Here is a 20,421-nt window from a genome sequence, read left to right as displayed (position 1 = left end):
CACTGTTACATCTTGTCGACGGTTGCACAAGATTCTGTAATGGCACCCTTGCGCCGTCTTCGCCGACGCTCATAACGGTTGAGGAGCATCACCGCGACCGCCGCGAAGGCCCACCCCAGCAGGATGTCGACGACGTAGTGCTCGGCGGTGTAGACCAGCGTGAACGCCATGATCAGCACGTAGGCGACCAGCAGTGGCCGCCAGCCCCGATGCACGCGGTGCCACAGGAACGCCGCGATCGCCGCGGTCATGCCGGCGTGCAGCGACGGGATGGCCGCAACCAGGTTGACGCTGGCCTGGCCCTGGTCGAGCAGCGCCGTCGCCGAATGCAGGTTCAGCTTTCCCCACCCACGGCCGACGATCCGCTCGATCCACGGATTCGCACCGTCCTGATGCGTCTGCATCGCGCCGAGGATGCCGCCGTCGGGCACTCCCCGCGCCGACCGGAACATGCACTTCGGGTCGGACGGACCGCCTTCGACGTCGGCGGCGGTGCAGCGGGCGGCCGCCCACGGCGGCGCGGCCGGCACCAGGACGTAGACGATCAGCGCCGCGAAATTCAGCCCGACGAACAGGCGGACGAACGCCTTCCACTCCTCGCGGTTACGCAGCCACAGCACCGCGGCCACCACGTAGGGAAGGATGAAGAACGACATGTAGACGGAGCTGATCACCACCTCCCACCACGGCGGCGTCGGCTCCTTGAGCCGCTCCTGCAGCCACACCGTCGGCATGACGCCGAAGAACATCCAGCGGTCCGCGTCGGCCTGCCAGTGCCACAGCGTCGGCCGCCCGACCATGGTGGCCGCGCCGCGGCTCAGGTCATAGGCGATCAGGACCAGCGCGAACGGCAGCCAGTCCCGGATGACGTAGAGCATCCGTCGGCCCTGCCCGATGCTCGCCGCCAGCAGGCCGGTCGCAATGTAGAGCAACAGCAGTTCGCGGTTGAACGCCAGCCCGTCGGTGATGGTCCGGTGGGTGACCACCGCGGCCCACGCGATCAGCGCCGCCCAGCGCAGCAGCCGCAGCCAACGCGCGCGCCGGTCGACGAGGAGTTCGGCCTCATTGACGACGTGCGTCGGCGTGAGAGACGCCTCGTCAATGGACACCCAACGGCCTTTCGTCGTGGGAGCGGGGAGTTTCCCGGGCGTAAGCCTAATTAACCTCCCGGCCGGATTGCGTTCACGGGTGGTTTGGCTACCGAAGTGTGACCTGCCGAGGTCAGCGCACGTGCTCGCGCAGGAACGCGATGTCGTCCTTGCGGCCCTCGTCGGAGGTCTCGCAGATGACCGGTGCATCTGCTGCCTCCACTACCGCGACCAGCAGTTGCGGGTCGATCTGCCCGGAGCCGAAGTTGGCGTGCCGGTCGGCGCCGGAGCCGGCCGCGTCGCGGGAGTCGTTGCAGTGCACCAGGTCGATGCGGCCGGTGATGGCCTTGATGCGCTCGACCGCGTCGATCAGCGCCTCGCCGGCCGCCCACGCGTGGCAGGTGTCCAGGCAGAAGCCGATGCCCTTGTCGCCGATGTGGTCCCACAGCCGGGCGATGGTGTCGAAGTGGCGGGCCATGGCGTGGTCGCCGCCGGCGGTGTTCTCCAGGTACACCGGCACGTCGGTCTCCAGGTAGTCGAGTGCCTTGACCCAGCGTTCGAAGCCGGCCTCCATGTCCTTGTCGTCGGCGTGTCCGCCGTGCACGATCACCGCAGCGGCGCCCACGTCGGCCGCGGCGTCGCAGGTGTCCTGCAGGATCTTGCGGCTCGGGATGCGGACCCGGTTGTTCGCCGACGCGACGTTGATCAGGTACGGGGCGTGCACATAGATCGGGATCGGCGACGCCTTCAGTATCTCGGCGTCCTCCCGAGGCTTGGGCTTCTTCCAGCTCTGCGGGTCACCGAGGAAGAACTGCACGACGTCGGCGCCGTCGGCCTGGGCAGCGGCAAGAGGATCGTCACCGTGGACGTGGGAACCAATCAGCACGCCGCCGAGTCTAGTAAGTGCCTCCGACGCGTCAGGTCTGTGTGAGGAGCAGGAAGGTCAGGTACGCCGCGTAAGCCGAGACCATCAGACCGCCCTCCAGGCGACTGACCCGACGTCCAGTGATGAAGATCGGGATGCAGACCAGCGCTACGGCAACCATGATCGGCAGGTCGATGTCCACCAGACTGGACGGCAGCAGTAGGCCCTGCGCCGGGACCAGGCACGTGATGCCGAGGATCAGCAGGATGTTGTAGATGCTGCTGCCGATCAGGTTGCCGATCGCGATGTCGCGGTCGCCGCGGATGGTGGAGACCAACGTCGTCACCAGCTCGGGCGCGGAGGTGCCGACGGCCACCACCGTCAGACCGATCAGCGCGTCGGAGACCCCGAACTGGCGGGCCATCCCGACGGCACCGTCGACCAGCCAGTCGGCGCCGACCACCAGGACCGCGATGCCGCCGAGGGTCATCGCGACATACACCGCCGTCCGGTGCCGCCGCATGGTGACGACGCCCATCGCGTCGGTCGAGAACTCGGTCACCAGCTCAGCGGCGAACTCCTCGACCACCTCGCGTGATTCGGTGCGCGCCGACCGGATCACCGCCACGGTGTAGACGACCGCGCACACCACCAACACGGCGCCATCGAGGCGGCTGAGCACGCCGTCGGCCGCCAGCGCCCACAGCAGCAGCGCCGCGGCGGCCATTATCGGCAGTTCGAACCGGATCGTGCGCGACTGCAGCATCAGCGGTACCAGCAGCGCGCTGAGCCCCAGGATCAGCAGTACATTGACGACGTTCGTGCCGGCGATGTTGCCGACTGCCAGCGCGCCGCTGCCGTCTGCGGCAGCCACCACACCCACGGCCAGCTCGGGCATGCTGGTGCCGATCGACACCACGGTCAGGCCGATCACGATGGGGCTGATCCCGAGCCGTACCGCCACCTCGGCGCCCCCGCGAACCATGACCTCGGCGCCGGCGATCACCAGCGCCAGGCCGCCGAGGAACCACAGGAGGTCGGTCGTCATCACCGTCGAATCCTGCCGAACTCCTCCCGCGAGCAGACGCGTAGACCCCCAATTTCGGCCTCTGCAGGGGGCTTACGTGTCTGCTCACCCGGCCAGAGCTGGGCGTTCCAGGTGCCGCGCGATGCGCGCGACCAATTCCTCGGGTCGACGGCGCACGTCGTCGACGACCATCGGGACCGTCGTCCACCCGCATTCCTGGAGACGGGCGGCCTTGAGCTTGTCGTGCTTCCACCCCTCCGGTGAGGCATGCCATTCGATGCTGTCGTACTCGGCGACGACTCCGTACTCCGGCCACGCGAAGTCCACCCGCCACAACTGCTCGTGGAAGTCGACGATCTCGTATTGCAGTTCTGCCGGCGGCAGACCGCCGTCGATGAAGACCAGTCGTGCCTCGCTCTCCATCGGGGACTCTGCGCGCCCGTCGGCATGGACGAGAAGTTCACGGACGGCGACGATGCCGCGTCGCCGCTTCTGTTCGTCGACTGCCGACTGCAGGCCGTCGGCACCGCACGTACCGCTGCGCAGCGCCGCGTCGAGCACCGCCAGGATGCGTGGACGCCGTAAGGTCCGGGCGATCTCCACCGCCGTCCATGCCGGTGCGGTGGCGAGCCGACCGCCGACGACCTTCAGCCGTCCCCCGCGAGCAGACGCAAAAACCCCCAAAACCCGAAGGTTCTGGGGGCTTTCGCGGACTGTTCGCGCTGGAAAGGCGAACGCTACCGGTAGTCGCTGTAGCCGTAATCGTCCAGCGGCACCGCAGCACCGGTGGCCTGGCCGAAGTCCGGGCTGTAGTACTGATCCTCGTAGGACGGGATCGTGTACGCCGCAGCACGGGCCTCTTCGGTGGGCTGCACCTGGATGTTGCGGTAGCGGTTGATACCGGTACCAGCCGGGATCAGCTTGCCGATGATCACGTTCTCCTTCAGACCCTGCAGCTTGTCGCTGCGGCAGTTGATCGCCGCATCGGTCAGCACGCGCGTGGTCTCCTGGAACGACGCCGCCGACAGCCACGAATCGGTGGCCAACGACGCCTTGGTGATACCCATCAGTACCGGACGCCCGGCCGCGGGCTCGCCACCCTCGGCCACGACGCGACGGTTCTCGGTCTCGAACTCACCACGTTCGGTCAGCGAGCCGGGCAGGAACTCCGTCGCACCCGAGTCGATGATCGTGACGCGACGCAGCATCTGCCGGACGATGACCTCGATGTGCTTGTCGTGGATCGACACACCCTGGGCGCGGTACACCTCCTGAACCTCCTTGACGAGGTGGATCTGCACCTCGCGGGGACCCTGGACGCGCAGCACCTCGTGCGGGTCGGCCGAGCCTTCCAGCAGCTGCTGGCCCACCTCGACGTGGTCGCCGTCGGCGAGCAGACGCTCGGTGCCGTCCTCGTGCTTGTACACCTTCAGGCGCTGACGACGCGACAGCTTGTCGTACACGACCTCCTCGCCCCCGTCGTCGGGAACGATGGTGATCTTGTAGAACTTGTCGCTCTCCTCGAGGCGCACGCGCCCGGAGACGTCGGCGATCGGAGCACGGTTGCGCGGGATACGCGCCTCGAACAGCTCCTGCACACGGGGCAGACCACCGACGATGTCGGCGCCACCGGTGACACCACCCTGGTGGAACGTACGCATGGTCAGCTGCGTGCCGGGCTCACCGATGGACTGCGCGGCGACGATGCCGACGGCCTCACCGATGTCGACCAGCTTGCCGGTCGCCATCGAGCGGCCGTAGCACATGGCGCACACGCCGGTACCCGTGGTGCAGGTCAGCACGGAGCGGACCTTCACCTCGGTGATGCCGGCGGCCAGTAGCGCGTCGATCGCCGGGTCACCCAGGTCGTGGCCACGCTCGACGACGACGTTGCCGTCCGCGTCGACCGCGTCCTGCGCCAACGTCCGGGCGTAGGCCGACGTCTCGATGTGCTGATCGCGCACCAGCGTGCCGTCGTCCGCCTTCTCGGCGAGCGTGACGGTGATACCGCGCTCGGTCTCGCAGTCGGTCTCGCGGACGATGACGTCCTGCGAAACGTCCACCAGACGACGGGTCAGGTAACCCGAGTCGGCAGTACGCAGCGCGGTGTCGGCCAGACCCTTGCGGGCACCGTGGGTGTTGATGAAGTACTCCAGCACCGTCAGGCCCTCACGGAACGAGGACTTGATCGGACGCGGGATGAACTCACCCTTCGGGTTGGTCACCAGACCCTTCATGCCGGCCAGGGTGCGCGTCTGGGTGAAGTTACCCGTGGCACCGGACTTCACGATCGTGATGATCGGGTTGTCCTCCGGGTAGAAGTCCTCCAGCGCCTTGCCGACCTCTTCGGTGGCGTCCTGCCAGATCTTGACCAGGGCCTCGTTGCGCTCGTCGTGGTTGAGCGCACCGCGCTGGTACTTCTTCTCGATGCCGTCGGCCTCGGATTCGTACCGTTCCAGGATCTCCTGCTTCTGCGGCGGCACCAGCACGTCGGCCATCGACACGGTGACACCCGAGCGGGTGGCCCAGTAGAAGCCGGCGTCCTTGAGCTTGTCCACGGTCTGCGCCACGACGATCATCGGGAAGCGCTCCGCGAGATCGTTGATGATGCGGGCCTGCACCTTCTTGTGCATCTGCTCGTTGACGAACGGATACCCGTAGGGCAGCAGCTCGTTGAACATGACCCGGCCCAGCGTCGTCTCCGCCGTCCACGGCTGACCGAAGCTCCAGCCCTCCGGGAACAGTTCGGCCTCGACGTCGGCCGGCGGACGCTGCTGCGTCAGCCGGACGCGGATCTTGGCGCGCACACTCAGCGCTCCGCGGTCCATCGCCATGATGGCCTCGGCCGGCGAGCTGTACACACCGGACTCCGGGGTGTCCTTCGCAGCCGCGGTGTACTCGCCCTTGTCGCCCTCGACCATGGTGGTCAGGTAGTACAGGCCGGTCACCATGTCCAGACGCGGCATGGCCAGCGGACGGCCCGATGCCGGCGACAGGATGTTGTTCGAGGACAGCATCAGGATGCGGGCCTCGGCCTGCGCCTCCGCGGACAGCGGAAGGTGCACGGCCATCTGGTCACCGTCGAAGTCGGCGTTGAACGCCTCACACACCAGCGGGTGCAGCTGGATGGCCTTGCCCTCGACCAGCTGCGGCTCGAAGGCCTGGATGCCCAGGCGGTGCAGCGTGGGCGCACGGTTGAGCAGCACCGGGTGCTCGGCGATGACCTCTTCGAGGACGTCCCACACCTGTGGACGCTGCCGCTCCACCATGCGCTTGGCGCTCTTGATGTTCTGCGCGTGGTTCAGGTCGACCAGACGCTTCATCACGAACGGCTTGAACAGCTCCAGCGCCATCAGCTTGGGCAGGCCGCACTGGTGCAGCTTGAGCTGCGGGCCGACGACGATCACGGAACGACCCGAGTAGTCGACGCGCTTACCGAGCAGGTTCTGCCGGAAGCGGCCCTGCTTGCCCTTGAGCAGATCCGACAGCGACTTGAGCGGACGGTTGCCCGGCCCGGTGACCGGGCGGCCGCGGCGGCCGTTGTCGAACAACGCGTCCACCGACTCCTGAAGCATGCGCTTCTCGTTGTTGACGATGATCTCGGGAGCGCCGAGGTCGATCAGTCGCTTGAGGCGGTTGTTGCGGTTGATGACGCGCCGGTACAGGTCGTTCAGGTCGGAGGTGGCGAAACGGCCACCGTCGAGCTGGACCATCGGGCGCAGCTCCGGCGGGATCACCGGAACGGCGTCGAGCACCATGCCCATCGGCGAGTTCGACGACTGCTGGAACGCCGCGACGACCTTGAGTCGCTTGAGCGCGCGCAGCTTCTTCTGCCCCTTGCCGTTGCGGATGGTGTCGCGCAGCGAATCGGCCTCGGCGTCGATGTCGAAGTTCTCGATGAGCTTCTTGATCGACTCGGCACCCATGGCGCCCTCGAAGTACTCGCCGTAGCGGTCCTGCAGCTCGCGGTAGAGCAACTCGTCGACGATCAGCTGCTTGGGCGCCAGCTTGGTGAACGTCGTCCAGATCTCCTCGAGCCGGTCGAGCTCACGCTGGGCGCGGTCGCGCAGCTGACGCATCTCGCGCTCGCCGCCGTCACGCACCTTGCGCTTGACGTCGGACTTGGCGCCCTCTTCCTCGAGCTCCTTCATGTCGGCCTCGAGCTTCTGGGCCCGGGCCTCCAGGTCGGCGTCGCGCTGATCCTCGATCGCCTTGCGCTCGACGGCCATCTCGGCCTCCAGCGTGGAGAGCTCGTTGTGACGCATCTCGTCGTCGACGGCGGTGATCACGTAGGCCGCGAAGTAGATGATCTTCTCGAGATCCTTCGGGGCCAGGTCGAGCAGGTACCCCAGCCGCGACGGGACGCCCTTGAAGTACCAAATGTGGGTGACGGGTGCGGCCAGTTCGATGTGGCCCATCCGCTCACGGCGCACCTTGGCGCGAGTGACCTCGACGCCGCAGCGCTCACAGATGATGCCCTTGAAGCGGACGCGCTTGTACTTGCCGCAGTAGCACTCCCAGTCGCGAGTCGGTCCGAAGATCTTCTCGCAGAACAGGCCGTCCTTCTCCGGCTTCAGCGTGCGGTAGTTGATGGTCTCCGGCTTCTTGACCTCGCCGTAGGACCAGTTGCGGATGTCGTCCGCGGTGGCCAGGCCGATGCGGAGTTCATCGAAGAAGTTGACGTCGAGCACGTAACTCCCTTTCCCCTTGCGGGTGTTGAAACTTCAGATAGGGACGACTGTTAGGCGAGATCCTCGACGGACGCCGACTCGTTGCGCGACAGGTTGATTCCCAGGTTCGCGGCAGCGCGCTCCAGGTCCTCGTCGTCACCGTCACGCATTTCGATGGCCGCACCGTCCGAAGACAGCACCTCGACGTTGAGGCACAGCGACTGCAGCTCCTTGAGAAGCACCTTGAACGACTCCGGGATGCCCGGCTCGGGGATGTTCTCGCCCTTGACGATCGCCTCGTAGACCTTGACGCGGCCGACGGTGTCGTCGGACTTGATCGTCAAAAGCTCCTGCAGCGTGTAGGCCGCACCGTAGGCCTGCATGGCCCAGCACTCCATCTCACCGAAGCGCTGACCACCGAACTGCGCCTTACCGCCCAGCGGCTGCTGGGTGATCATCGAGTACGGGCCGGTGGAGCGGGCGTGGATCTTGTCGTCGACCAGGTGGTGCAGCTTCAGGATGTACATGTAGCCCACCGTCACCGGGTACGGGAACGGTTCACCACTGCGGCCGTCGTAGAGCACCGCCTTGCCGTCGGCGTTGACCATGGTCTCGCCGTCGCGGTTGGGCAGCGTCGACCCGAGCAGACCCTGCAGCTCACCTTCCTGCGCACCGTCGAACACCGGCGTCGCCACCAGGCTGTTCGGCTCCGCGGAGTGCAGCTCCTCGGGCAGGTTGGTCGCCCACTCGGCGCCGTCTGCGACGTTGATGTTCCAGCCGGCCTTGGCCACCCACCCGAGGTGGGTTTCCAGGATCTGACCGATGTTCATACGACGCGGCACACCGTGGGTGTTCAGGATGATGTCCACCGGGGTGCCGTCCGGCAGGAACGGCATGTCCTCGACGGGCAGGATCTTGCCGATGACGCCCTTGTTGCCATGGCGTCCGGCGAGCTTGTCACCGTCGGAGATCTTGCGCTTCTGCGCGACGTAGACGCGGACCAGCTCGTTGACGCCGGCCGGCAGCTCGTCGTCGTCCTCGCGGGAGAACACCCGGATGCCGATGACCTTGCCGGACTCACCGTGCGGCACCTTCAGCGACGTGTCGCGGACCTCGCGCGCCTTCTCACCGAAGATCGCGCGGAGCAGCCGCTCCTCCGGGGTCAGCTCGGTCTCGCCCTTCGGGGTGACCTTGCCGACCAGGATGTCGCCGTCGCGGACCTCGGCGCCGATGCGGACGATGCCGCGCTCGTCGAGGTCGGCGAGCACCTCATCGGAGACGTTCGGGATATCCCGGGTGATCTCCTCGGCGCCCAGCTTGGTGTCGCGGGCGTCGATCTCGTGCTCTTCGATGTGGATCGAGGTGAGCACGTCCTCCTCAACCAGACGGTTGGAGAGGATGATCGCGTCCTCGTAGTTGTGGCCCTCCCACGGCATGATCGCGACGAGCAGGTTCTTGCCCAGCGCCATCTCACCGTTCTCGGTGCACGGCCCGTCGGCGATGACCTGCCCCGCCTCGACCCGCTGGCCGGCGTCGACGATCGGACGCTGGTTGGCGCAGGTGCCGTGATTGGAGCGGGCGAACTTGCGCATCCGATAGGTGTGCCGGGTGCCGTCGTCGGCCATCACGGTGACGTAGTCCGCGCTGACCTCTTCGATGACGCCGGCCTTGTCGGCGACGACGACGTCACCGGCGTCGATCGCGGCGCGCAGCTCCATTCCGGTGCCGACCAGCGGGGCCTCGCTGCGAACCAGCGGAACCGCCTGACGCTGCATGTTGGCACCCATCAGGGCACGGTTGGCGTCGTCGTGCTCGAGGAAGGGGATCATCGCCGTCGCGACCGACACCATCTGGCGCGGCGAGACGTCCATGAAGTCGACCTCGGAGCTGGAGACGTACTCGACCTCGCCGCCCTTACGGCGGACCAGGACGCGCTCCTCTTCGAACCGACCGCCTGCGTCGGTCGGCGAGTTGGCCTGCGCGACGATGTAGCGGTCCTCTTCGTCGGCGGTCAGGTACTGGATCTCGTCGGTGACCACACCGTCGACGACCTTGCGGTACGGCGTCTCGATGAACCCGAACGGGTTGACCCGGGCGTACACCGACAGCGAACCGATCAGACCGATGTTCGGACCCTCGGGGGTCTCGATCGGGCACATGCGGCCGTAGTGGCTGGGGTGCACGTCGCGGACCTCGAGGCCGGCGCGCTCACGGGACAGACCGCCGGGGCCCAGCGCCGACAGACGACGCTTGTGGGTCAGACCCGACAGCGGGTTGTTCTGGTCCATGAACTGCGACAGCTGGCTGGTGCCGAAGAACTCCTTGATCGCCGCCACGACAGGACGGATGTTGATCAGGGTCTGCGGAGTGATCGCCTCGACGTCCTGGGTGGTCATGCGCTCACGCACGACGCGTTCCATGCGGGACAGGCCGACCCGGATCTGGTTCTGGATCAGCTCGCCCACGGTGCGCAGACGACGGTTGCCGAAGTGGTCGATGTCGTCGACCTCGACGGGGACCTCGACGCCGCCGGGAACCGTCATGACCGAGTCGCCCTGGTGCAGCCGCACGAGGTACTCGATGGTCGCGACGATGTCCTCTTCGGTCAGCGTGGTGGTGGCGATGGGCTGACCGGCGTTGAGGCCGAGCTTCTTGTTGACCTTGTAGCGACCCACGCGGGCGAGGTCGTAGCGCTTCTCCTTGAAGAACAGGTTCTCCAGCAGGGTCTGCGCGGACTCCTTGGTGGGCGGCTCGCCCGGACGCAGCTTGCGGTAGATGTCGAGCAGCGCCTCGTCGGTGCCGGCGGTGTTGTCCTTCTCCAGCGTGCTCATCATGATCTCGGAGAAGCCGAACCGCTCGGTGATCTGCTCGTTGGTCCAGCCCAGCGCCTTGAGCAGCACGGTGACGGGCTGGCGGCGCTTGCGGTCGATGCGCACACCGACGGTGTCGCGCTTGTCGACGTCGAACTCCAGCCACGCACCGCGGCCGGGGATCACCTTGACGCTGTGCAGGGTCTTCTCGGTGGACTTGTCGATGGACTCGTCGAAGTACACACCGGGCGAACGCACCAGCTGGGACACCACGACACGCTCGGTGCCGTTGATGATGAAGGTGCCCTTCTCGGTCATCATCGGGAAGTCACCCATGAAGACCGTCTGGCTCTTGATCTCACCGGTGTTGTTGTTGATGAACTCCGCGGTGACGAACAGCGGAGCCGCGTACGTCATGTCCTTGTCTTTGCACTCGTCGACCGGTGCCTTGACTTCGTCGAAGCGCGGATCGGAGAAGGACAACGACATCGAGCCGGAGAAGTCCTCGATCGGGCTGAGCTCCTCGAGCACCTCCTGCAGGCCACCGCGAGGCTCTACGTCACCACGGTCGACGGCGCGCTGGAACCACTCCTCCGAGCCGATCAGCCATTCGAACGATTCGGTCTGAACGTCGAGAAGCCCGGGAACCTCGAGGGGCTCACGGAGCTTCGCGAAGGAAATTCGGTTTGGCGCTCCGGGAACGGAGCTATTAGTAGTAGCAGTCTGTGACTCGATCTGGCGGGACCCTGCCAAGATGCATCCTTCCAGCACCTCATGCGACGTTCGTGAAGCCCAGGTGCCGACGTGCACCGGACCGTTCGCCGCGAATCTGCGTCGGTTCGGCCGGCTTCACCAGCCTGTCCGGACACAAGGCACGCGTCTAGATCTCTGAGAAACCCTCAGAGAACCGCGTGCGAAGCGGGTCTTGGAAAACCGGAGTGGGCAGGATGCAGCCAGCGCAACGTCCAACGATAGCGCAGGACGCGTCATTCCTCAACATCCGGATGCGTCCCGGTCTCGCTGCGGCGCGTGGCCGGTCAGGCGCTGGCTGGCCATCTCAACCCGTGCAAACATGCTGGGCAATAGATTGGCCCGGTTTCGCCCTGCCGTCAAGAGATAACGCGGTGTTTGTGCATGCATTTTCGCCGACGTGTTCGATCCGCGACGGCGTTGGGGCGACGAGACGCTCAGACCAGGACCGGACGGCCGCGGGCCACCAAGCCCGCCAGGGGGTCGGGCAGTCCCTCGCAGGCCGGCGCACCCGGGCTGAACAAGCACGCGATCACCTGGTGCAAAGCGCTCAACGGCACGGTGTCGACGGAGAGCACCTCGACCGATTGACGCCACCAGCCGATCAGGATGTCCAGCGAGGAGCCGGGCTCGCCGTAGTACTTGGCGGTGTGGGTGCCCTTGAGCATGTCGTTGATCCAGCCGGAGGCCATCAACTCGCTGGTCGCGACGGTCCACGGCCTCGAGAACCCGGTGGCCAGATAGGTCAGGAACTGCACCGTCGGGCTGGCGCTCTGCATGCCGTCGGAATGCTTGCCTCCATCGACCTGGATTCCGGTGAACGCGTCCGGCCGGGCCTGAGCCAGATAGAAGCTGGCTTCGCCGTAGATGTTCCAGTTGTCGGGTTCGGCGGCCAGGTTGTAGACGGGTATCGACGTCGGAATCTTGGCCAGCGAGGCCGCGAGGGTTCCGAAGAACGCGGCGCCGTCGAGCATCACGACGCCGGCGAGATCGTCGGCGCCGCCGCGTTCGACCAGATAGCCGGCCGCACCGACCGCCGTACCCCCGCCTGCGGAGTGGCCCGCGAACACGACGCGTTCCGGTAGCCGACCGCCGAAACCGGCGAGCTTGGCCGAGGCCTTCAGCGCGGCGCGGTCCCCGGTGAACAGGTCGGCGATGGCCCGGTAGGTGTGCGGGAGCATCAGCGGATAGTTCTCGACGTCGAGCGGATTCCAGGTCAGGGTCGGCACCACGACGATGCTGTTGGTCTTCTCGGCGAGGTAGGCCGCCGTGGCGCTGTAGAACGAACCGGTGGCCAGGAAGCCGTGCTGGAAGTAGATCAACCCGGTCGGCGCCTTGAAGCCGGGCGGGAAGTACCAGTCCGCCCGCACCTCGACGCCGTCGCCGAGGACCAGGCTCGACTTCTCAGCGCGCACCCAGCTGCCGAACGGCGCGCGCAGCGGGCCGGCGAAGAACTCCATCGTCCGGGTGTAGAGGTTGTAGGCCGCGGTGGCGATGTCGTTGAGGACGTTGAAGGCCTTGACCAGGTCGTCGGCGACGCCGAGCCAGGGGTTCTCGACTGCGGCGGCCTTCATGACCGACGCCGCCTCCTGTGCGCCCAGATCGGTCTCCATGCTCTGCACGTAGGTGCTCGCTGGCGGATGGTCCTCGGCGTCGGCACTCTGCTTGCTCGACGGGACCGGCTCGGTGGGCGAGACGGGCGCACTCGCAGGAGCGGGTTCGCCGCCCGGTGCCGGTGTCGTGTCAGTGGCTTCGTCGCCGGCGACCACGCCGGTGTCGTCAGGTGCCGGAACGTCGACCTCGACAGGTGACTGCACGTCCGGCGTGACCTCATCCTCGGCTTCGGTCTCGTCCTCGTGGTCCTCGAGGCGTACGAGCAGCGCGCGCCGTTCTTCGACGCGCTCGGCCCGAGCCGCGGCGCGCTCGGCCCGGGATTCGCTGCGGTCGGCGCGAGTGGAGGCCTCTCGGAATTCGCCGCGGTCGCTCGACCCATCGGTCTGGGCGTCGCCGGCCCGCTCCGACGACGTGCCACTGCCCGCCGTGGAGCGCGGGCCCGCATCCGTGGCCGACCGCGCACTCGAGTCGCTCGAAGACCCGTCCTCGGCCGCCGCTACGCCTGCCCCGGCGAGCACCGCTGCCGACATCCCACCGGCCAGGACTCCCGCACCGAACAGGACACGATAGCGGTCGTTCATGGGGGCTCTCCTGCATACTCGGCGGCCGAATGGTGCATGGTCGTGCGATTCTGGCAAACTTTATAACCACTGCCGTTAATTTCGCAACCCCCGGACACGGAACAGCGCAATCAGTCGCAAAACGCCATGATTGCGCAGCTAGAACAAGCGTAAGAATTGACGTTCTGGAAGGTACTTCGCCAAAGGGCTATTATCGTTTTCAAGTTGACATCCGTCAGAGCGGAATCAGCAACGTCTGCCTCTCACGCACCAGTCGTCGCACGCCGTGGTGGCCCTGAACGACGCCCCGAACACGACAAAACCGGGTCCGGACCTGGCGGTCCGAACCCGGCTTCTGGAGGGTGGATCTAGCTGGTCAGCGGTCTCCCGCCACGGGGATGCGCCCGGTCGGGGCGTCGTCCTCGGCGGACTGCTGACGTGTGGTGCTTTCGTCGGGATAGTCGCGCACCGGGTACTGCTGGGTGCCCTCGAGGTCGGCGCGGATGGCTTCCTGGGCGGCCGGCGGCAGCGTGTGCATGATCTCGCGGACGCGGGCCTGGCGGCGGCCGACAGCCTTGCGTTCCGGCATGCCCGGGGTGGCCTGGATCTGCGGGGGCACGCCCTCGATCTCCTCGACGCCACCGTCGTGGTGGCCGGCGTCGATCATGGCCTGCTCCTCGGCCATCGTCGACTCGTCCTTCTCCTCGGACATACCGATCGGGCCGATACGCCGACCGTTGAGGAACTGCTTGACCACCGGCTCATCGCTGGTCAGCAACACCTCGCGGGGACCGAACATCACCAGGTGCTTGCGGAACAACATGCCCATGTTGTCCGGCACGGTGCGCGCGATGTTGATGTTGTGCGTCACGATCAGGATCGTGCAGTCGATCTGCGCGTTGATGTCGATCAGCAGCTGCGACAGGTAGGCGGTACGGACCGGGTCCAGACCGGAGTCCGGCTCGTCGCAGAGGATGATCTGCGGATCCAGCACCAGCGACCGCGCCAGGCCGGCACGCTTGCGCATACCGCCGGAGATCTCGCCGGGGAACTTGTTCTCGTCCCCGCCCAGACCGACCAGGTCGAGCTTCTCCATGACGATCTTGCGGATCTCGCTCTCCTTCTTCTTCGTGTGCTCACGAAGAGGGAAAGCGGTGTTGTCGTACAGGCTCATCGAGCCGAACAGTGCGCCGTCCTGGAACATCACGCCGAACAGCGTGCGGATCTCGTAGAGCTCCTTGGCCGAACACTCGATGATGTTGGTGCCGTCGACGATGATCTTGCCGCGCTCCGGACGCAGCAGGCCGATCAACGACTTCAGGAAGACCGACTTACCGGTACCGGACGGCCCGAGCAGAACGCTGACCTCGCCTGCGGGGAGGTCGAACGTGACGTCCTCCCAGATTCGCTGGGCTCCGAAGGACTTGGTCAGCCCCTCAATCTGAATGCCAATGCCCACGCGGATTCCTCTCCAGTCCCGGATTCCCTGCCACAGGTTTCCCGTCTGTGGCTTGAGTCACTGTAACCTACCGCCCTTCGCCGCCACACTCGGTCCGCCGAAGACGGCTGTGGGGCCGATCCGTCACCGGACCGGCCCCACAGTTGACGATGTCTGCCTTACTTGACGGTGACCGTCGCGCCGGCAGCCTCGAGCTTGCTCTTGGCCTCGTCGGCGGCTTCCTTGTTGACCTTCTCCAGCAGCGGCTTGGGAGCGCCGTCGACCAGGTCCTTGGCCTCCTTGAGGCCCAGGCCGGAGACGATCTCGCGGACGACCTTGATGACGCCGATCTTCTTGTCGCCGGCGGACTCGAGGATGACGTCGAACTCCGACTGCTCCTCAGCGGCCTCGGCGGGGGCACCACCGGCGGCGGGGCCGGCAGCGGCCACGGCGACGGGGGCGGCGGCGGTGACCTCGAAGGTCTCCTCGAACTTCTTGACGAACTCGGACAGCTCCAGCAGCGTCAGCTCCTTGAAGGCGTCGAGCAGTTCATCGGTGGACAGCTTGGCCATGATGGTCCTTCCTGATTCTTACTTCGTAAGTTGGGGGTGTTGGGGCGAGCGACCTATGCGGCCTCTTCGCCTTCCTTCTTCTCTTGCAGCGCGGCAGCCAGACGCGCGACCTGCGACGCCGGAGCGTTGAACAGACCGGCGGCCTTGGACAGATTCGCCTTCATCGCGCCGGCCATCTTGGCCAGCAGCACCTCGCGGGACTCGAGGTCCGCGATGCGGTTGACCTCGTCGACGGACAGCGCACGGCCGTCCATGTAGCCGCCCTTGATGACCAGCGCCTTGTTGTCCTTGGCGAAGGTCTTGATCGCCTTGGCGGCGTCGACGGCCTCGCCCTTGACGAACGCGATCGCGGTGGGACCGACGAACAGGTCGTCGAGACCCTCGATGCCCGCCTCCGCCGCGGCACGCTTGACCAGCGTGTTCTTGGCGACGGTGTAGGTGGCGGAGTCACCGAGCGAACGGCGCAGGTCCTTGAGGTGAGCGACGGTCAGTCCGCGGTACTCGGTGACGAGCGTCGCCGAGGCCTCCTTGAACTGCTCGGCGATGTCGGCAACCGCGGTGGCCTTGTCAGCCTTGGCCATGCATGCCTCCTCGTGGTGGATATTCCGATGTTCCACCCGGGACCGCAGGCTGCCGAGAAGGCCGGAAAACACGAACGCCCCGACGCAGACAGGTCGGGGCGCAGACATACGTACACGTACTAGCCTCGTCCTCCTGCGTGGGCCGCCGGGTCGGAACCCGGACCTTCAACCGATCACTCGGTAACCGACGGTCTTCGGTGGAACCGACACACCATAGCGCGTCGGCCACCGGTCAGCCAAAACGTCGCGCCAGCTCCGCGGCCCCGACCAGGCCCGCGTCTCCCCCGAGTTCTGCCGAGACCACCCGCACCTCGCGGATGAAGTCCAGTCCGGCGTACTGATCCAGCGCCTCGCGCAGCGGCTCGAACAACACCGACCCGGACTGTGCGACACCGCCGCCGACGACGACGACGTCCAGGTCGGCGACCGCCGCCACCGACGCGATCATGCGGGCCAGCGCGTCGGCGCCGCGCCGGAAGGCGCGGACGGCGATGGGCTCACCGGCTCGCGCGGCCTCGGCCAGGACGCGTGCGTCGGCGTCTGCGCCGGCGCGCCAACCCTCGGCGCGGGCCCACCGGACGAGGTTCGGACCCGACGCGACGGTCTCGACACAACCCCGTCCGCCGCACGTGCACGGCGACCCGTCGGGTTCGACGACGACGTGCCCGACGTGGCCCGCGTTGCCGGTGCGCCCGAGCACGGGCCGCCCGTCGAGCACCAGCCCGCCGCCGACCCCGGTCGACACCACGAACCCGAGCACGAACCGCGCGTCGCGCGCGGCCCCGAACCGGTTCTCCCCGAACGCCATGCACACGCCGTCCCCGGCGAGGGTGACCGGCAACCCGGTGGCCTCGGCGACCCGCGCGGTCAGCGGGAAGTCGCGCCAGGCCATGTTGATCGGGCTGACCGTGCCGTGCCGGTGGTCGATCGGGCCGGGCGCGGACACCCCGACCGCGTTGGGCCGGGCCGCATCCCCGACGTCGGCGAGCAGCGCGGCGACTGCGTCCCATATCTGCTCGGCGTCACCAGCGGGCGTCGGGCAGCGTCGGGTACGGAGCAGTGCGCCGTCGGGGCCGACGAGTGCGGCCGCGAGTTTGGTGCCGCCGATGTCGAGGGCCAGCACGTCGCCGGTCATCGGGTGACCGCCGCGGCCAGCCGGTCGGACATCGCACGGACCGCCGCGACGAGTTCGGGCGGTTCGAGCACCTCGAAGGCGCAGTCGGGCAGCGCCAGCCAGGCCACCATGCGTCTGGGGTCGTCGGCGCCGGTCGTCAGGATGGCGGCGTCCGGTCCGTCCGGTTCCACGTTCACCGAGGCCCCCGGAAAACACTGTGCCACAACGTCACTCGGTGCGAAGTACCGGACTTTCGCGATGTACGGGTACGGCGAGGAGCTGATGGCGCGGCGGACGTAGGACGCCGGGTCCGGGGTCGGGCGCGGCCTGAACGTGGTGCCGTCGGCCACCACGTCGGTCATGCGGTCCAGGCGAAGGCTTCGCCAGTCGTCGCGGTCGCGGTCGTGGCACACCAGGTACCAGCGGCGTCCGGTCGTCACCAGGCGGTAGGGCTCGAGGCGGCGCGCGGTGACGGTTCCGCGCGCATCGGTGTAGGTGGTGGTGACGTGCTCGTGGTCGCGGCTGGCGCGCGCGAGCGTCATCAGCACCTCCGGCGCGACCGGGGTGTCGTTGCCGGCGTCGAGCGTGACGGTGGTCTGGTGGACCGCGGCCACCTGGGAACGCAGCCGGGCCGGCATCACCTGGTCGAGTTTGGTCAGGGCACGCAGCGCCGACTCACCCACCCCGGCGACGCTGCCACCGGCTGCGAGCCGCAGGCACACGGCCACCGCGACCGCCTCGTCGGGATCGAGCAGCAGTGGCGGCAGTGCCGCCCCCGCGCCCAGTTGATAGCCGCCACCGACTCCGGCGCTGGCGTGCACGGGATAACCCAGCTCTCGCAGCCGGTCGACGTCACGGCGGACGCTGCGCGTGGTCACCCCGAGCCGCTCGGCGAGGTCCTGGCCGCTCCACACCCGCCGTGACTGCAGCAGGCCCAGCAGATGCAATACGCGGGCGGTTGTTCCGGACACGCCACCAGTCTCCTCCTGTCGAGGACGGAAACTGTCCGCAATGGGTGCGACAGTTTCGGCATGACCCTCGTCGACCACCTGGCCGAGCAGTTGGACTTCCACTGGCGCGGCCAGCTGCGGCCGCGCCTGGACGGACTCACCGACGACGAGTACTTCTGGGCTCCGGTGTCCGACTGCTGGACCGTGCACCGTGACGGGACCGTCGACTTCGCCCATCCGGCTCCGCAGCCCGAGCCGGTCACGACGATCGCGTGGCGTCTGGCGCATGTCATCGTCGGCGTGCTCGCGGTGCGGGTGCATGCGCACTTCGGCGGTCCGCCGGCCGACTACGCGTCGTGGGCGTACGCGACCGACGCGGCGACCGCGCTGACCCAGCTCGACGACGCGTACCGCCGCTGGAACGACGGGGTGCGTGGGCTCGACGAGGCCGCGTTGTGGCGTCCTGTCGGTCCCGCCGAGGGTGAGTGGGCCGAGCACCCGATGATCGAGTTGATCCTGCACATCAACCGCGAGGTCATCCACCACGGCGCCGAGATCTCCCTGCTCCGCGACCTGTACACCCGCACCGAGAGGATCACCTGACATGGCCGCCCTACCCCCGCCGATCGCCGACGAGCGCGACGGACTCAAGCAGTATCTGGCCGCGCAGCAGTACGCGTTCCACGCGATCGCGTTCGGCTTGACCGACGAGCAGGCGCGCTCGACCCCGTCGGTCAGCGCGCTGTCCATCGGCGGCCTGATCAAGCACGTCACCGGTTGCCAGCGCAGTTGGATGGAACGGGTCGCCGCGGCGCCCGAGCTCTGCGAGGCCGATCAGCGTCCGATGGACGCCCAGGCCGCCGACTATTCCGACGAGTTCGTGATGGACCCGGACGAGACCCTCGCCGATCTGCTCGCGGCGTTCGATCGGCAGAACGCCGCGACGATGGCGCTGCTGGAGTCGACCGATCTGGGCGCGGCCGTGCCGATCCCGCAGCACGTGCCGTGGTTTCCGAAGGATGTTCCGGCGTGGTCGGTGCGCTGGGTGTTCTTCCACATGATCGAGGAACTGGCTCGGCACGCCGGCCAGGGCGACATCATCCGGGAGAGCATCGACGGCGCCACGCTCTACGAGCTGCTCGCGGGGTTGGAGGGGTGGCCGGCGACGGAATGGCTGACGCCCTGGTCTGTTCAGCAGGAGTCGCCGAAGGCGACCGTCGAATAAGGGTCCGGACATGGGAAAGGGGCACCCCCGAGGGGAGGGGTGCCCCTTTCCGGATTCAAGCCGCGCGTTCAGGCCACGTCGACGAAGTAGGTGCGGCCGGCGGGGACCAGGATGCGGTCGTCACGCTGGGCGTCCCACACCCACGTCTGGAATTCCGGGCCGGGGCGGACCGCCACGACGTTGGCTTCTGCCAGCGGGGTGTTGCCCTTGCGGTTGACGACCACCCGGTTGCCCTCGGCCTCGAGCTGGCTGATGGTGGCCTTGGCGTTGCCCGATCCCGACGGTGCGGCCACGGCCGGGGTGGCCAGGCCCAGCAGGGCGGTCGACAGTCCAGCAGCGACGGCGGTGGCGATGGTGAACTTCTTCATTTCGTGTTCCTGCTTCCCTGATCTTGTTCGTCTGCACCGTTGAACCAGCAGGTCAAGCGTTTAATTCCGGTGGCAGGAATTGGTTGACGGCTGGCAGAAATCCGTCGGTTCCAAGGGTTTTCAGCGCAGGACGAGCTGCAGCGCGTAGTCGACCACGGCGTCGAGATCGTCGCCGAGCTCACCGGTCAGCCACTGCTGCGCCAGCTCGGCCATCGCGCCCGTGTACATCGCCGCGCCGACCATGGCGGCCACGGGCGCGGTGTCGGGATGCAACCGCCATCCCTCGGAGAGGACGGCTTCGCGCAGGATGTCCTGTGTCGCGGCCCGGCGCTGCGTCAGCACCGGGTTGGCGCGGGCGTCGGTGAACAGCACCCGTCCCCGTCGCGGGTCGGCGGAACTGAAGTGCAGCACCGCGGCCATGCCGGCCCGGGTGCGGGCACGCAGGGAGTCGGGCGCGTCCCCCATCGCGCGCTCGACCTCGGTGGCCAGTTCCGCGCTGACCCGGTCGTAGACGGCGCCGAGCAACTCGTCGGTCCCGGTGAAACTCTCGTAGAAGTAGCGGGTGTTCAGCCCGGACTCGCGGCACACCGAGCGCACGGACAGCGCTGGCTCGCCGCCGTCCCCGAAGAGCCGGAACGCGGCGTCGATGAGCAGTTCGCGGCGTTCGGCGCGGCGATCGGTCATCCGAACCCCGGCCCACCTGCTCGGACTCACGGGACCAGACACCGGACCAGCGTAAGCCGGTCGAGGGGGTTCTGGTCACGATCGTCCCCAAACGCTATTCTGGGC

At 67.4% G+C, this 20,421-nt stretch carries 15 protein-coding genes and 1 pseudogene; 2 read left to right on the top strand and 14 right to left on the bottom strand.

Annotation, left to right across the window (positions count from 1 at the left end; genetic code table 11):
- Window positions 1-5: 5 nt before the first annotated feature.
- The 12 genes and pseudogenes from ACAG25_RS08290 to ACAG25_RS08235 all read right to left on the bottom strand — a co-directional run bounded on the left by ACAG25_RS08290 (window position 6) and on the right by ACAG25_RS08235 (window position 18,060).
- Complete coding sequence (locus tag ACAG25_RS08290; RefSeq protein WP_370488087.1) at window positions 6-1,103, bottom strand: phosphatase PAP2 family protein; 1,098 nt, start codon at window positions 1,101-1,103, stop codon at window positions 6-8.
- Window positions 1,104-1,221: 118 nt separating this feature from the next.
- A complete protein-coding gene (locus tag ACAG25_RS08285; protein WP_370487874.1) occupies window positions 1,222-1,974 on the bottom strand; it encodes a deoxyribonuclease IV in 753 nt (250 codons plus the stop codon).
- 31 nt (window positions 1,975-2,005) lie between these two features.
- On the bottom strand, window positions 2,006-3,001 hold the full coding sequence (locus ACAG25_RS08280; RefSeq protein WP_370487873.1) for a calcium/sodium antiporter: 996 nt from the start codon (window positions 2,999-3,001) through the stop codon (window positions 2,006-2,008).
- An 84-nt stretch (window positions 3,002-3,085) separates the two neighbouring features.
- Window positions 3,086-3,640: pseudogene (locus ACAG25_RS08275) on the bottom strand (hypothetical protein); the annotation flags it as partial.
- Window positions 3,641-3,717: 77 nt separating this feature from the next.
- A complete protein-coding gene (locus ACAG25_RS08270) occupies window positions 3,718-7,671 on the bottom strand; it encodes a DNA-directed RNA polymerase subunit beta' (protein WP_370487872.1) in 3,954 nt (1,317 codons plus the stop codon).
- 50 nt (window positions 7,672-7,721) lie between these two features.
- Entirely contained in the window at window positions 7,722-11,231 is a 3,510-nt protein-coding gene (locus ACAG25_RS08265) for a DNA-directed RNA polymerase subunit beta (protein WP_370487871.1), read from the bottom strand.
- 416 nt (window positions 11,232-11,647) lie between these two features.
- Window positions 11,648-13,405: an alpha/beta hydrolase gene (locus tag ACAG25_RS08260; RefSeq protein ID WP_370487870.1), complete on the bottom strand. Its 1,758-nt coding sequence runs from the start codon at window positions 13,403-13,405 to the stop codon at window positions 11,648-11,650.
- A gap of 355 nt (window positions 13,406-13,760) precedes the next feature.
- Window positions 13,761-14,843 carry an ABC transporter ATP-binding protein gene (locus ACAG25_RS08255; RefSeq protein ID WP_370487869.1) on the bottom strand — a complete coding sequence of 361 codons (1,083 nt, stop codon included), beginning with the start codon at window positions 14,841-14,843 and terminating at the stop codon, window positions 13,761-13,763.
- Between the two features lie 158 nt (window positions 14,844-15,001).
- Complete coding sequence (rplL, locus tag ACAG25_RS08250; RefSeq protein WP_370487868.1) at window positions 15,002-15,394, bottom strand: 50S ribosomal protein L7/L12; 393 nt, start codon at window positions 15,392-15,394, stop codon at window positions 15,002-15,004.
- A 53-nt stretch (window positions 15,395-15,447) separates the two neighbouring features.
- A complete protein-coding gene (rplJ, locus tag ACAG25_RS08245; RefSeq protein ID WP_370487867.1) occupies window positions 15,448-15,975 on the bottom strand; it encodes a 50S ribosomal protein L10 in 528 nt (175 codons plus the stop codon).
- 232 nt (window positions 15,976-16,207) lie between these two features.
- Window positions 16,208-17,110: an ROK family protein gene (locus ACAG25_RS08240; protein WP_370487866.1), complete on the bottom strand. Its 903-nt coding sequence runs from the start codon at window positions 17,108-17,110 to the stop codon at window positions 16,208-16,210.
- Window positions 17,107-18,060: a helix-turn-helix transcriptional regulator gene (locus ACAG25_RS08235; protein WP_370487865.1), complete on the bottom strand. Its 954-nt coding sequence runs from the start codon at window positions 18,058-18,060 to the stop codon at window positions 17,107-17,109. The genes ACAG25_RS08240 and ACAG25_RS08235 overlap by 4 nt, the downstream gene beginning before the upstream one ends.
- Window positions 18,061-18,120: 60 nt before the next feature.
- Between ACAG25_RS08235 and ACAG25_RS08230 the strand changes: the two genes are divergently transcribed.
- A complete protein-coding gene (locus ACAG25_RS08230; RefSeq protein WP_370487864.1) occupies window positions 18,121-18,642 on the top strand; it encodes a DinB family protein in 522 nt (173 codons plus the stop codon).
- Between the two features lies 1 nt (window position 18,643).
- On the top strand, window positions 18,644-19,264 hold the full coding sequence (locus tag ACAG25_RS08225) for a DinB family protein (RefSeq protein ID WP_370487863.1): 621 nt from the start codon (window positions 18,644-18,646) through the stop codon (window positions 19,262-19,264).
- A gap of 68 nt (window positions 19,265-19,332) precedes the next feature.
- On the opposite strand, the gene ACAG25_RS08220 is transcribed toward ACAG25_RS08225, so the two are convergent.
- Window positions 19,333-19,632, bottom strand: coding sequence for a hypothetical protein (locus tag ACAG25_RS08220; RefSeq protein ID WP_370487862.1), 300 nt, complete (start codon window positions 19,630-19,632; stop codon window positions 19,333-19,335).
- Between the two features lie 120 nt (window positions 19,633-19,752).
- Window positions 19,753-20,316: a TetR/AcrR family transcriptional regulator gene (locus ACAG25_RS08215; RefSeq protein WP_370487861.1), complete on the bottom strand. Its 564-nt coding sequence runs from the start codon at window positions 20,314-20,316 to the stop codon at window positions 19,753-19,755.
- Between the last annotated feature and the right edge of the window lie 105 nt (window positions 20,317-20,421).

This window comes from Mycobacterium sp. pV006 (assembly GCF_041287115.1).
Lineage (GTDB): Bacteria > Actinomycetota > Actinomycetes > Mycobacteriales > Mycobacteriaceae > Mycobacterium.
Note: the sequence above shows the minus strand (reverse complement) of the source record. Positions and strands in the feature narration are given on the sequence as shown.